Origin of the sequence: Comamonas testosteroni, from assembly GCF_000761245.1 — a bacterium.
In the GTDB taxonomy this organism is placed as follows: domain Bacteria; phylum Pseudomonadota; class Gammaproteobacteria; order Burkholderiales; family Burkholderiaceae_C; genus Comamonas; species Comamonas testosteroni_C.
The window spans coordinates 99312-112739 of sequence record NZ_AWOR01000110.1 but is presented as its reverse complement, the minus strand read 5'-3'; the positions used below and the strand labels follow the sequence as shown (position 1 = coordinate 112739).

At 62.9% G+C, this 13428-nt stretch carries 11 protein-coding genes; 7 read left to right on the top strand and 4 right to left on the bottom strand.

Annotation, left to right across the window (positions count from 1 at the left end; translation table 11 throughout):
• Nucleotides 1–254 precede the first annotated feature (254 nt).
• The 3 genes from P353_RS26885 to P353_RS26875 all read left to right on the top strand — a co-directional run bounded on the left by P353_RS26885 (nt 255) and on the right by P353_RS26875 (nt 4820).
• Nucleotides 255–1166 carry an SDR family NAD(P)-dependent oxidoreductase gene (locus P353_RS26885; RefSeq protein ID WP_034376464.1) on the top strand — a complete coding sequence of 304 codons (912 nt, stop codon included), beginning with the start codon at nt 255–257 and terminating at the stop codon, nt 1164–1166.
• Nucleotides 1167–1483: 317 nt separating this feature from the next.
• Nucleotides 1484–3010, top strand: a complete 1527-nt coding sequence (gshA, locus tag P353_RS26880; protein WP_034376461.1) for a glutamate--cysteine ligase — start codon at nt 1484–1486, stop codon at nt 3008–3010.
• Between the two features lie 154 nt (nt 3011–3164).
• On the top strand, nt 3165–4820 hold the full coding sequence (locus P353_RS26875) for a methyl-accepting chemotaxis protein (protein WP_034376615.1): 1656 nt from the start codon (nt 3165–3167) through the stop codon (nt 4818–4820).
• Nucleotides 4821–4859: 39 nt separating this feature from the next.
• Here the strand turns inward: P353_RS26875 and P353_RS26870 are convergent, their stop codons facing one another.
• Together P353_RS26870 and P353_RS26865 are read right to left on the bottom strand one after the other, a co-directional pair.
• Entirely contained in the window at nt 4860–5078 is a 219-nt protein-coding gene (locus P353_RS26870) for an oxidoreductase-like domain-containing protein (protein WP_034376460.1), read from the bottom strand.
• Nucleotides 5075–5299, bottom strand: a complete 225-nt coding sequence (locus tag P353_RS26865) for a hypothetical protein (protein WP_034376458.1) — start codon at nt 5297–5299, stop codon at nt 5075–5077. Before P353_RS26865 ends, P353_RS26870 begins: the two co-directional genes overlap by 4 nt.
• A 123-nt stretch (nt 5300–5422) precedes the next feature.
• On the opposite strand from P353_RS26865, the gene ylqF reads away from it, so the two are divergent.
• The gene (ylqF, locus tag P353_RS26860) at nt 5423–6373 is read left to right on the top strand and encodes a ribosome biogenesis GTPase YlqF (RefSeq protein WP_034376457.1); all 951 of its coding nucleotides are present in this window, start codon (nt 5423–5425) and stop codon (nt 6371–6373) included.
• Nucleotides 6374–6529: 156 nt separating this feature from the next.
• Nucleotides 6530–8812 carry a putative bifunctional diguanylate cyclase/phosphodiesterase gene (locus P353_RS26855; protein WP_034376455.1) on the top strand — a complete coding sequence of 761 codons (2283 nt, stop codon included), beginning with the start codon at nt 6530–6532 and terminating at the stop codon, nt 8810–8812.
• A gap of 64 nt (nt 8813–8876) precedes the next feature.
• Here P353_RS26855 and P353_RS26850 read toward each other — a convergent pair whose 3' ends face one another.
• Entirely contained in the window at nt 8877–10073 is a 1197-nt protein-coding gene (locus P353_RS26850; RefSeq protein WP_034376453.1) for a M20 aminoacylase family protein, read from the bottom strand.
• 339 nt (nt 10074–10412) lie between these two features.
• Between P353_RS26850 and P353_RS26845 the strand changes: the two genes are divergently transcribed.
• Nucleotides 10413–11432: a DHH family phosphoesterase gene (locus P353_RS26845; protein WP_034376451.1), complete on the top strand. Its 1020-nt coding sequence runs from the start codon at nt 10413–10415 to the stop codon at nt 11430–11432.
• A gap of 52 nt (nt 11433–11484) precedes the next feature.
• Here the strand turns inward: P353_RS26845 and P353_RS26840 are convergent, their stop codons facing one another.
• Nucleotides 11485–12252, bottom strand: a complete 768-nt coding sequence (locus tag P353_RS26840; RefSeq protein WP_034376448.1) for a pseudouridine synthase — start codon at nt 12250–12252, stop codon at nt 11485–11487.
• A gap of 220 nt (nt 12253–12472) precedes the next feature.
• Between P353_RS26840 and rarD the strand changes: the two genes are divergently transcribed.
• The gene (rarD, locus tag P353_RS26835) at nt 12473–13363 is read left to right on the top strand and encodes an EamA family transporter RarD (RefSeq protein WP_034376445.1); all 891 of its coding nucleotides are present in this window, start codon (nt 12473–12475) and stop codon (nt 13361–13363) included.
• Nucleotides 13364–13428 lie beyond the last annotated feature (65 nt).

Sequence of the window (13428 nt, the reverse complement as noted above, 5' to 3'; positions counted from 1 at the left end):
GTTGAGCAAAATTGGGGAAAAGCCTGATGCTTGTGGATGACCGATGTTTGCTATTAAAAAAATAGCTTATAGCGTTTGTTAATATTGAAACTTGAATAGTTTTCTTATTGAAATCAAGTTATTACTTGCGATGAAAGCTTCCATATTAATAGCGTTGTCCTGACTTACCCGCAGGCAGTCGCAAACGCTACGTTGCGCTGCAGCATGGGCGCTTAAAGTGGCTGCATCAATGCACAAGCAAGGAGCAGGACATCATGGCAATGGATTTTCAAGGTCGTGTGGCCATCGTGACGGGGGCGGGCGGTGGACTGGGGCGTCTGCATGCACTGGCGCTGGCCAGGCGCGGCGCCAAGGTGGTGGTCAACGATCTGGGCGGCGCGGTGGACGGCTCGGGCGGCTCGGCCACGGCGGCGCAACAGGTGGTGGATGAAATCCGTGCGGCGGGCGGCGAGGCGATTGCCAACGCGGCCTCCGTGACCGACTTCGAGGCCGTGCAGGCCATGGTCAAGCAGGCCATCACGGCCTGGGGACGCGTGGACATTCTGGTCAACAACGCCGGCATTCTGCGCGACAAGAGCTTTGCCAAGATGGACATGGCGGACTTCCGCCTGGTCGTCGATGTGCACCTGATGGGCGCGGCCAATTGCTGCAAGGCCGTCTGGCCCTATATGCAGGAGCAGAACTATGGCCGCATCGTGATGACGACCTCGTCCACGGGCCTCTATGGCAATTTCGGCCAGGCCAACTATGGCGCAGCAAAGCTGGCCCAGGTGGGCCTGATGCAGACGCTGGCCATCGAAGGGGCCAAACACAATATCCGTGTCAACGCGCTGGCCCCCACGGCGGCCACACGCATGACAGCGGGCCTGCTGCCCGAGCCGGTGCTGGAAGCCCTGAAGCCGGAGGCCGTGGTGCCAGCCATGCTGGTGCTGGCGCACGAGAGCGCGCCCACGCGCACCATTGTCTGCGCCGGCGCCGGCGGTTTCGAGGCGGCGCACATCACCATGACCGAGGGTATCTATCTGGGCATGGGCGAGACCGTCCCCGAAGAGCTGGCCGCGCGCCTGGCCGAAGTCACGGCCAGCGAGGGCCAGCAGGTGCCGGCCAGCGGCGCCGTCCAGGGACAGGTGGAAGTGGGCAAGGCCATGAAAGCGCATGGACATTGATCAAGGCCAAAGTCGCCACATTTTTTGCCCTGTACGAGCGGCAAGAGCTGCTGGCGGTGGCGATTAGCACAGCTGAAAAAAGCCCTCTCGCGAGGGCTTTTTCTGTTCTGGAGTGAGCATGTGCTCATGCTTTGATTGCTGTTAACCTGACAAATTTCTGGTAGAGGCCCAGGCTCTTGGCAGCTCAACAGGCCGAAAAACGTGGTTAAGCGGCCAGCCGCCATCGCGTTGCGTCTTGTTTCTCTATCATTCGCCGTCTGGGCGCGATTGGGCAGACGAAGTTTGTCGTCAGCGTCTTCACTAAGAAGGTAAGAACAATGAAGACATCGCAGGCCGCCGTGAATATGCCCACCGCCGAAAGGCTGCTGGGCATTCGTCGCGGCATCGAGAAAGAGGGGCTGCGGGCATTGGCTACAGGCTCGCTGGCCCTGACGCCGCACCCGGCAGAACTGGGCTCGGCTCTCACGCACCCGCACATCACCACCGATTACAGCGAGTCCCAGCTGGAACTCATCACCGGCGCGCGCCTGGGGGTGGAGGAGTGCCTGGACGAGCTGACCGAAGTCCATCAGTTCGTGCTGCGCAACCTCAGCGAAAGCGGCGAGCTGATGTGGAACTCCAGCATGCCCTGCCGCCTGCCCACGGACGAGACGATTCCGCTGGGCCGCTATGGCAGCTCGCACTCGGGCCGTTCCAAGAGTGTGTACCGCATGGGTCTGGGCCACCGCTATGGCCGCCGCATGCAGACCATCTCGGGGATTCATTACAACTGGTCGCTGCCCGGAGTGAGCAGTGACCAGTACTTTGCGCTGATCCGTAACTTCCGCCGCAACGCCTTTGTGCTGCTGTATCTGTATGGCGCCTCTCCCGCGCTGTGTCCCTGCTTTGTGCAAGGGCGTGAGCATCGCCTGCAACCGCTGGGCGACGGCAGGCATGCGCTGTACCTGCCCTATGCCACATCGCTGCGCATGGGACGCCTGGGCTATCAGAGCGATGCACAGTCCAGCATCAATGTCAGCTACAACGGGCTCGACGGCTATGCGGACTCGCTGCATGAGGCGCTGACCCGTCCTTACCCGGCCTACGAGCAACTGGGCGTGAGGAACCCCGGTGGCGACTACAACCAGCTGGGCACGGGCCTGCTGCAGATCGAGAACGAGTTCTACGGCACCATCCGCCCCAAGCGCACCGTCAAGAGCGGCGAGCGCCCGCTTCACGCGCTGCGCGAGCGCGGTGTGGAGTATGTGGAAGTGCGGCTCATGGACATCGATCCCTATGAAACCGTGGGCATTGCCCCGGCCACCATGCGCATGATCGACGTCTTTCTGCTGCACTGCCTGCACAGCGACAGCCCCGATGACACGCCCCAGGAAATTGCCGACCTCAAGCACAACCAGCATCTGGCCGCAGAACAGGGCCGCGAGCCGGGCCTGAAGCTGGTGCGCAACGGCCAGCAGGTGCTGCTGACCGACTGGGCGCAGGATGTGCTCGAGCAATGCCGCCCCTATGCCCAGGCTCTGGACGCTGCTCATGGCACAAGCGACTACAGCGCTGCGCTGGATCAGGCTCTGGCCCGCGTGCAGGATGCGCAGTCCACGCCTTCGGCCCATGTGCTCAAGGAGCTCACCGGCGCCTATGACAACCGTTTCATAGACTTCATGACCATGCAGTCCGCCAAGGCCCGCGATGCCTTGCTGGCCATGCCCTGGACGGCCGAGCAGCAGGCGCGCTACGAGCAGATGAGCCAGGAGTCGGTGACCGCGCAGCAAGCCATCGAGGCAGCCGACACCATGACGTTCGAAGAGTGGCGCCAGCGCTATATGGATCCGGCCAGCCTGCGCTGATTCTCTGAATTCGATAGCAAAAAGCGCTTGCAGTTCTTGGGCTGCAAGCGCTTTTCTTTTTGAGCAGGTCGCGATGTCATTGCCTTGTCATCTGTGTTTCATATCGTAACGGCCAGCGGAGCACTGCGCTCCGCGCTTGATCGGCGGTGTGCTCATGTTGTTGAAGAAATTCCAGAACCTTTCGGTGGCTCGCAAGATGTGGGCCTTGTTCCTGGGGCTGTTGCTGTGCAATGTGCTGGTGGCAGGCGGCTTGTTCAGCTATTTGCAGAATGTGGAGCAGCGGGTCAGCGCTGCTGTTCAGGCCACGGACAAGCGCATCAATCTTGCGCTGCGCTGGCAGGCGCTGACGCTGCAGAGCGTGGAGGCTGCGCTGGCCAGCGTGCTCTCTTCGGAAGAGCATCTGATTGCTCAGCTCTCGCAGAAAGCGCGTGGGCTGATGCAACAGGCCGGTGGTCTGCAGCAACAGGTGCAGGCCGATGCGCAGAGCGAAGTCGATCGCAGCGGCCTGGCCAGGGTGGAGCAGGAGCGCAAGGCAGTGCTCAATATCTACGAGCAGGCCTATCAGGCGCGTGATCTGGGCAAGGCCTGGGAGGCGCAGAAGCTGGTGGACGAGCAACTGATCCCTGCTTCCAGGCGCTATGTTCAGGCGCAGGATGCCTTTATCGAGGCCCAGCAGCAGCAGCGCCTGGACGCCGAGCAGCATGGCCGCGAGCAAACCGCCATCGCCAAGCGCATGGCCATGGGTGTGGGCCTGTTCATGGGTCTGGTGGGGGCATTGCTGTCGCTGGCGACGATTCGCTCCATCACCACGCCCTTGAGCGAGGCCGTGCAGCTGGCGCAGACCATTGCGGCGGGCGATCTCAGCTATGCACCGCCGGCGACGGGGCGCAGCGACGAGCTCGGTCGGCTCATGCAGTCGCTGGCGCTGATGACGCGCCAGCTGCGCGGCCTGGTGGGTGAGGTGCAGGGCGGAGTGGAGGCCGTGGCCGCCGCATCCAGCCAGATGGCGCAGGACAACAGCGATCTCTCCGATCGCACGGCCCATGCGGCAGAGCAGCTCAAGGCCACGGTCAGCAGCATAGAAAACATGGTCACCCTGGTCACACATTCGACCGACAGTGCGCGCCATGCCGACCAGAGCGCGCGCAGCGCCGCCGAGGCGGCGGCCAGCGGCGGCAGCGTGGTGCAGGAGGTGGTTCGCAATATGGAACACATGGCGCAAAGCAGCCAGCAGGTGGCGGCCATTGTGGGGGTGATTGACGGCATTGCCTTCCAGACCAATATCCTGGCGCTGAATGCCGCCGTGGAAGCGGCACGGGCAGGCACTCAGGGCCGTGGCTTTGCCGTGGTGGCGGCCGAGGTGCGCGAGCTGGCCCAGCGCAGCGCCGAAGCGGCCAAGCAGATCCGCCATCTCATGGAGCATTCCACCAAGCAGATGAAGTCGGGACAGACATTGGCGCTGCAGGCCGGCCAGCGCATGGAGCATATCGTGCGCGATGTGCGCACGGTCAGCGGTCTGATCGCGTCGATCACCGAGGCTGCCCAGGCGCAGAACCAGGGTATCGCCCAGATCAGCGAGGCGGTGCAGGCACTGGACCATATGACCAGCCAGAACGCGGGGCTGGTGGCCGAATCCAGTGCAGCAGCGCGCGAGCTATTTCATCAGGCGCAAAGGCTGGAGGCAGGGGCGGGACGCTTCCGTATCGACTATCAAGCGCTCGATAGCGAGATCGCCGATATCGAGGTAGATGTCATGGAAAAAGAAGTCCATGTGCCTCGCCTGGCTGCGCTGGAAGCCGAAATGGCATAAATCCCGAGTAGCGGGTTTCCGGTCTCGATCAGGCCTCGGTCAGGCCTCGGTCAGGACTTGGGCCGCATCCTCCAGCCAGAAAGTCAGCGCGCCGTAATAACCTTCCCAGACGCAGCCGTTGCAGCCGCGCCCGCAGCAACTCGTGGGCTCGGGCGGGGGCTGGCGCAGCTTCACCGCCGCTGCTGTGGCGCGCTGCTGCCATAGCGCAATCTGGCTGCGCGCCTGGGTCAGCGGCTGCAGCACGGCTGTGTCGCTCATTTCTTGAAGCGAACCCAGAGAAACTGGGCGATGAAGGCCAGACCCAGAACCAGGGCAAACCAGCCCACGATATGGGACTGGGCAAACAGCTGGGCAATTCCGCTTTCAGGCTTGAACACAGGGGCCAGCAAGATGATGATGCCGATCAGTGCAATCGTCAGGCCTTTGATCAGAATTTCGTTGCGGGCTTTGGACTTTTGGGGGGCAGGGGGCAAGGGCATAAGCGAGCGGGCAGGTCAGAAAAGCAGAGGGAGATTATCCTTGCGCGCCTGAATTCACTGACATAAAAGGGTGTTTGCGCCCATTGCGTGCTCACACCCTGCAAAAAAGAAAGATCTCCGCTTATGGCCATCCAATGGTTTCCCGGTCACATGCATCTGACGCGTCAGGCCATCACGGAGCGCGTCAAGGAAATCGATGTGGTCATCGAGGTTCTGGATGCGCGCTTGCCTGGCTCCAGTGCCAACCCCTTGCTGCAGGAGATGACGGGCCACAAGCCGCGCCTGAAGATACTCAACAAGCAGGATATGGCCGATCCGGTGCAGACCAAGGCCTGGATGGACTGGTACAACGCCCAGAGCGAGACGCGCGCCATTGCGCTGGATGCCTCGGAGCCAGCTCCCACCAAGCGCCTGATTGAGCAGTGCAAGCTGCTGGCGCCCTCGCGCGGCGGTCTGGCCAAGCCCATGCGCGTGCTGATCTGCGGCGTGCCCAATGTGGGCAAGTCCACGCTGATCAACTCCATGAGCGGCAAGACCCAGGCCAAGACCGGTAATGAGGCTGGTGTGACCAAGCTGGAGCAGCGCATCGTGCTGGCCGACGACTTCTATCTCTGGGACACGCCCGGCATGCTGTGGCCGCGCATCATCGTGGAGAAAAGCGGCTACAACCTGGCGGCCAGCGGTGCCGTGGGGCGCAATGCCTACGACGAAGACCTGGTGGCGCTGGAGCTGCTGCTGTATCTGCAAAAACACTATGCCCCGATGCTGGAGGCGCGCTACAAGCTGGGCATTTCGGCTGAAGAAATTGCGGCGCTGCACGATGACGAACTGCTGACAATGATCGGCAAAAAGCGTGGTGCCGTGATGAGCGGCGGCCGCGTGAACCTGCAAAAGGCGGCCGAGCTGGTGCTGACCGACTTCCGTGATGTGAGCATAGGCCGCATCACGCTGGAGACGCCGGCCGAATTCGAGGCCTGGCTTGCCGAGGGCCAGCAAAAGGATGCGGAGCGCCAGGCCAGGAAGGACGCCCAGACCAAAGCGCGCCGAAGCGCGCGGCGCCAGCAGCAGCGTTAGGCTGCTGGCGACAAGCCCGATGCAGCCAGGGCTGGCATGCGCTCAAGCCGTGCAGGCCGCGCATCTGGACTTTCAAGACCTGGCTGGCCGGACGATTGAACTAATTGGCAACTGCCCCTAGCATTCATCATTCGGTCTGAATGCCAAAGGGCTTGCATGCAGCGTCATTTCGTCGAGGCCAGATATCGGTTGCCCATGCGTCGCATGGTGTGGCTGGGCTGTCTCTGGATGTGGATCCTGGGCGCAGCGATGAGTCTGGTCTGGTTGCTGACGCCGGCGATGGACGACAGGGATCTGGCGCTGTCCGGCGGCGTCATGCTGCTGTCGCTGCTGTGCATGGGCCTGGCCAAGGCCAGGCAGTGGGTCTGGGCCGTGTCCTGCTTTGTCTGGGGCAACTGGCTGTTGAGCTTGCTCTGGGTCTGGCACCTGGGAGGGCTCTATGGGCCGGCCGTGATGGCATTTCCTGCCTGGTTGGCGGTTGCGCTCTGGGTGCAGGGCACGCGTGCCGCCCTGACGATGCTGGTGCTGTCCTCCATCGTCATTGCCGCTCTATGGTGGCTGGCGCCGCATATCGGCACGCCATTTGCGGCTCTATCGGCAGCCGAACAAACGCTGGCGATGATGCATTCGCTGGGCATGATGATGCTGGTGCTCATCATTTGCTTGCAGGCAAGAGCCAGCCTGGGGCGGCGCGTGCAGAAAAGCCAGGAGATGCTGGCCGCACTGGAGGCCAGCCAGAACGAGTTGCGCAAGTTCTATCGGGCGGTCGAGCAGAACCCCGAGAGCATCGTCATCACCGATCCCGAGCTGAAGGTCATCTATGTCAACGAGGCCTTTTTGCTGCGCTCGGGCTATGCGCGTGAGCAGGTGCTCGGCCAGTCTACCGAGCTGGTATCCACCATGGGCATGGACCGCAGTCATCGCCAGCGCGCGCTCAAGCAACTGGCCAAGGGAATGCTATGGCGTGGCGAGATGACCAATCGCACGAGCAAGGGTGAGGCCTTGCGGGAGTCGGTGCTGGTGACGCCGATTCGCACGCCTCAGGGAGAGGTCGTCAATTATGTGGAGCTCAAGCGCGATCTCTCCGAGCGCGTTCTGGCCGAGCGCCGTATCCACGACCTGGTCTACCTGGACTCACTCACAGGGCTGCCCAACCGCCATTCGCTGACCTTGCATCTGCGCGAACTGGCCCTGGTTCGGCAGGATGCCAGCCATGGCTTGCTGCTGCTGGATGTAGATCGCTTTTCCGTCTTCAACGATGTGCATGGCATGCAGCACAGCGACGAGTTGGTGCAGGCCATGGGGGCCAGACTGGTCGAGGTGCTGCCTGACGATGCCTGGATTGCGCGTATCGCGGCTGCGGAGTTTGCCATCGTCTTCGATAGCCTGCACAAGCATGTCCAGGGCGTGGAGGAGCAGCTGCAGCAGTACGCGCAGACCTTGAAGAAGGCCTTGCAAAAGCCGTTTTCCCTCAACAGCTGGGTGGAAACCGAGTTTGTCAGCTGCTGCATCGGTGGCGCGGTGCTGGAGCCGGCCATCAGAGGCGGCAACAGCCATGACGTGCTGCGCTTTGCCAGCGTGGCCTTGCATGAGGCCAAGCTGGGCGGTCCGGGCAGTGTGGTGCTGTTCGAGCCGCGCATGGCCCAGGATGTGTATCGGCGCGTGCGCATTGCCAGGGATTTGTACCATGGCATCTCCGACGGGGAGCTGCGTCTGTATCTGCAGAGCCAGACCGATGCGCGCGGTCGCTGTGTGGGGGCCGAGGCACTGGTGCGATGGCAGCACCCCGAATGGGGGCTGGTCAGCCCGGGAGAGTTCATTCCGGTGGCCGAGGAGTCCGAGCTCATTGTGCGTCTGGGCGATTGGGTGCTGCGTCAGGCCTGCATGCTTTTGGCCAGACCGGCCATGGCAGAGCGCGGACTGCGTCTGTCGGTCAACGTCAGCGCCCAGCAATTTGCGCATGACGACTTCATGGCCACGCTGGACAAGGTCTTGAGGGAAACCGGTGCCAATCCGCGCCAGCTGACACTGGAGATCACCGAAGGCACCTTGCTACGGGATCTGGATCAGGCACGTCGGCGCATGCTGGCACTGCGCGGCCTGGGCATAGAGATCTCTCTCGATGACTTCGGGACCGGCTATTCCAGCATGTACAGCTTGCAGCACCTGCCGATTCAGGAACTCAAGATCGACAGAAGCTTTGTCAGCGGCAGTCATCGTTCCGAAAAAGATGCGGCTCTGGTGGAGGCCATGTTGCTGGTGGCGCGCCGCCTGCAACTGCGCGTGGTGGCCGAAGGCGTGGAGCTGTCCGAGCAGGCGCTGCAGTTGACGCAGTGGAACCCGGATATCGTGCTGCAGGGCATGCTGCTCGGCATGCCCATGCCGCAGCAGCGTTGGCTGGTCGAGGTATTGGGCGAGCCCGATGCCGCCAAGACATGAAAAAGCCCGCAACCATTGCTGGTTGAGGGCCATCAGCTATGAATAGCGTAGTTTTTGGCTTTCGTCAGGCGGCAGGCTGCTCAAAGTAGCGACGTGCCAGCAGATCCCAGAACCTGGAGCCGCGACCGATGTTGTCATCGTTGAAGTCGTAGGCCGGATTGTGCAGGCTCACGCCGGGCTGGTCGCCCTTGGCATTGCCAATCCAGCCATAGGCGCCGGGGACGGCCTCCAGCATGAAGCCGAAGTCTTCGGAGGTCATGGCAGGCAGCACATCGTCAAAGGTGTTGTCATCACCGACCACTTCACGCATCACGGCAGCCATGAACTTGGCTTCGCGGGCGTGGTTGGTGGTGTTGGGGTAGGCGCCGGGGCGCAGCGTGAACTCGGCCGTGCACAGATGGGCGGCAGCCACATGGCTGCTGATGCGCTTGAGGCCTTCAACAAACATCTCGCGCGTTTCCTTCTTCAGGGTGCGCACGGTGCCGGCGATGATGGCGTCATCGGGAATGATGTTTTCCACGGTGCCGCTGGTGATCTTGCCCACAGTGAGCACGGCCGAGTCCAGCGGATCGGTGCTGCGCGAGACCAGGGTCTGCAGCTGCGTCACGATGGCGCAGGCCACGGGAATCGGGTCCAGCGTGGTGTGCGGCATGGCCGCGTGCCCGCCCTTGCCATGCACCTTGATCTGAAAGCGCAGGGTGGAAGCCATGATGGGGCCAACGCGCACCGCCATTTGACCTGCCGGCAGCGACGGCCAGTTGTGCAGCGCAAACACGGCTTCGCAGGGGAATTTGTCGAACAGGCCGTCGTCCATCATGGCCTTGGCTCCGGCGCCGCCTTCTTCTGCGGGCTGGAAGATCAGGTGTACGGTGCCGTCGAAGTCGGGGTGCTGGGCCAGGGTGGTGGCAGCGCCCAGCAGCATGGTGGTGTGGCCGTCGTGGCCGCAGGCATGCATGCGGCCCTTGTTCTGGCTGATGTGGCCGAAGGTATTGATTTCCGTGACGGGCAGGGCATCCATGTCGGCGCGGATGCCGATGCTGCGGCCGGGGTTGTCCTTGCTGCGGCCCTTGCCGTAGATGCTGGCGACAATGCCAGTCTGGCCCAGACCGCGGTGCGCCGTAAGGCCCAGGGCGGTGAGGTACGCGGCGATCTTGTCGCCGGTGCGGTGCTCTTCGTATTTGAGCTCAGGATTGGCGTGCAGGTCGCGGCGAAAGCTGAGCAGCGTACCGAGGTGAGGAGTGATATCGGGTGTAGATCGCATACAGGGGCCGCGGAGCACCCAGCGCTGTAACTGTCGTGGCAGGCAAGCGTTGCGGGCCTGCCGGTGACCGCAGCATTTCAATAGCAAGACCCCCATCATAGGCGTATGCGAAGAGTGGGGGCTTAGGTAGATACCGAAATCAGGGATTTCAGCGCTTGTGCTAACCGAGGAAAAAGCAAGCGGTGACTTACCAGGCGTGAGGCCTCTTGCAGGCGGCCGGGGATAAGCCCTGCTGGCGGTGCCTGGCAGGGCGAAGCACCCGCCTGATGCAGCCAGCCGTGAACCCACAATGCCCCGCGCGTCGTCTCGTTCCGGCGCAAACGGCGAAAATACCGGGTTATGACCGCACAGAACGCCAAAATTTCCCTGTTCCAGCAGTTGCTGGTGCGCCCCGATCGCAACGATCCCAACCCCCTCATCCTCTACCATGGCCGTCGCTGCCCTGACGGCTTCGGCGCGGCGCTGGCGGCCTGGCTGTTCTATGAAGGTCAGGCCGAGTTTCGCGGTCTGGATCACGGCGAGATTCAGACGGCCGAGGACCTGGGCGAGCTGGCCGGTCGCGCCGTCTATGTGCTGGACTTTGCCTTCGAGCCCACGCTGATGGCCGAGATCGAGTCGCGCGTGGCCAAGCTCGTGGTGCTGGACCATCACAAGAGCGCGGCCGAGAAACTCAGCGGCTACCAATGCCAATGCGGCGTGGTGCATTTCGATATGAGCAAGTCCGGCGCGCGTCTGGCCTGGGAGTTTTTCCAGGCCGACAAGCCCGTGCCCGGCCTGATTCGCTACATCGAGGACCGCGATATCTGGAAATGGGAGTTCCCCGAAAGCGCGGCGTTTCTCGCGGCTCTGGATATGGAGCCCGTGCGCAGCTTTGAGCGCTGGGCCGAGATTGCGGCTTTCACGCCCGAGCAGGAATCCGTCTACATGGCCCGTGGCGGCGCCATGGACGAGAAATTCCAGAAGCTTTGTGCCGATATTGCCGACGGCGCCCAGGTGCTGGTCTTCAACGGCAGGCAGGGCCTGATGGTCAACTGCCCGGGCATGTTCCACAGCCAGGTGGGTGATTTGCTGGCACGCCAGAGCGGCAGCTTTGCCCTGATGTGGCATGCCAATCACAAGGGCACCAAGGTGGGCCTGCGCTCGCGCTCGGAGTTCAACTGCATTCCTCTGGCCGAGAGCTTTGGAGGCGGCGGTCACGCCCAGGCCTGTGGCTTCAAGATGGGCAACGAGCGTCTGGTGGAGTTGCTGCAGGGCGAGCTCAAGGCCGACCCCGAAGCGCAGTACGATTTCCTGGCCGCACCCAGCCTGCAGTTCGACGAAGAGGGCAAGTGGGTTCGCGCCACGCCCAAGTCTGCGTAATTGCAAAAACAATAGCTGTCAGCGCTTTATATACCGGGGCTTTCAGCTATTTTCATGGAGTGGACTGCCAGCCCGGCAGGGCCAGCAGCGTTTGCCAGTCCCGTGCTTCCTGTACCTGGGGCAGGGCGGACCAGTCGGCCTCGAAGCGCAGTGGCTGGCCGCTCACGGGGTGAGCGATCTCCAGAGCCCTGGCATGCAGCCACAGCCGCTGCTGACCCAGGCGCTCGGCCCACCAGCGGTTCAGCGGACCTTTGCCGTGGGTGGCGTCGCCGATGATGGGGTGGGCCACATGCTTGAGGTGGCGGCGGATCTGGTGTCTGCGGCCCGTGGTGGGCAGGGCTTCGACCAGGCTGATGCGGGTCTCGGGGTGCCTGCCGTCATAGCTTTCGGGCCAGGACAGGCGTGCCAGGCAGCGCAAGCGCGTGTGCGCCTCCTGCACCGGGGCATCCTCGGGCGCATCGTCGGGCTTGAGGGGGTGATCGACTTCCACCGCTTCGGGCAACCAGCCACGCACCAGGGCCCGATATTCCTTGCGGGTTTCATGGGCTGCAAAGCTCGCCGCCAGGGCCTGGGCCGCTTGCTTGTTCAGTGCCATGAGCAGCACCCCGCAAGTGCCCTTGTCCAGCCGGTGCACGGGCCAGACATGGCGACCCAGCTGGTCGCGCAGCGTCTGCATGACAAAGCGCGTCTCGTGCGCATCCAACCCTGTGCGATGCACCAGCCAGCCGGCGGGTTTGTAGACGGCGACCAGGTGCTCGTCCTGCCAGAGGATATGCAAAAGGGGATTGGCAGAGCAGGCGGGCGGGGCGGTGTCGGGCATGAGGAGAACAGGCAATACAGGGCGAGCCGCAAATACAGGGCGAGCCGCACTCTAGCGCACAGTGCAAAGCTTTGCTGACCAGGGCCTGCCTGCCGGCAGGCCGCGCCGTGGCCGAGAATCGGTGCGGGCCGCTCGATGCAGGCTCTTTTTTTGGGGGACAGTTGCCGCGCATGATGGATTAATGCCGGCAGCCATTTGGAGGCTTGATCTTGTGTCTGTGATGTTCAAGGGCGTGGTGGTTTCGGTCCTCGCGTCCGTGCTGTTCGCTTCGTTGTATTACCTCTCGCCTTTTCTCGCCCCGCTCGATGGCGAGCAGATCTTTGGCTGGCGCGTGCTGGTGACGCTGCCCTTCACCACGGCCCTGCTGTTCGCTCTCAAGGAGGTGGCGGCGGTACGCGCCTTGCTGGTGCGGGCCCTGGCCCAGCCCCGGTTTGGACTGCTGCTGGTGCTGAGTTCGGCATTGCTGGGCGTGCAGCTGTGGATCTTCATGTGGGCACCGATGAACGGGCGCGCGTTGCCGGTGTCGCTGGGCTATTTTCTGCTGCCGCTGGTGATGGTCGTGGCCGGGCGTGTGCTGTTTGCCGAGCGCCTGACACTCGGCCAGGGCCTGGCCACGCTGGTGGCGGCTGCGGGCGTGGCACATGAGTTCTGGCAGGCGGGCGGCATGTCCTGGGAGACCTGGGTGGTGGCGCTGGGCTACACGGTGTATTTCTCGCTGCGCCGCTGGCTGCAGACCGATACCCTGGCAGGCCACTGGATCGACATGGCCCTGCTGGTGCCGGTGGCCGTCGGCTTCACGCTGCGCGAGCCCGGCAGCTGGCCGCTGCTGGCGGGCAATCCCTCGCTTTGGGCCCTGCTGCCCTTGCTGGGCATCGTCAGCGCCGTGGCGCTGGCGCTGTACATGATTGCCAGTCGCTGGCTGCCGCTGGGGCTGTTCGGACTGCTGTCCTATGTGGAGCCGGTCCTGCTGGTCGTGGTGGCCTGGCTGCTGGGCGAGAGCATGGATCCACAGCAGCAACTGAGCTATGCGCTGATCTTTGCCGCCGTGGGTCTGCTGGTCGGCGACGGCTTTCGGCATTCATGGCGTGGGCGTTCACACACATCGGACTGAGATTGCTGCAGTTCCAGCCCCAAGTTGGTGCATCAAAGGACAATAATTGAAGTTTTGTTTTGTTT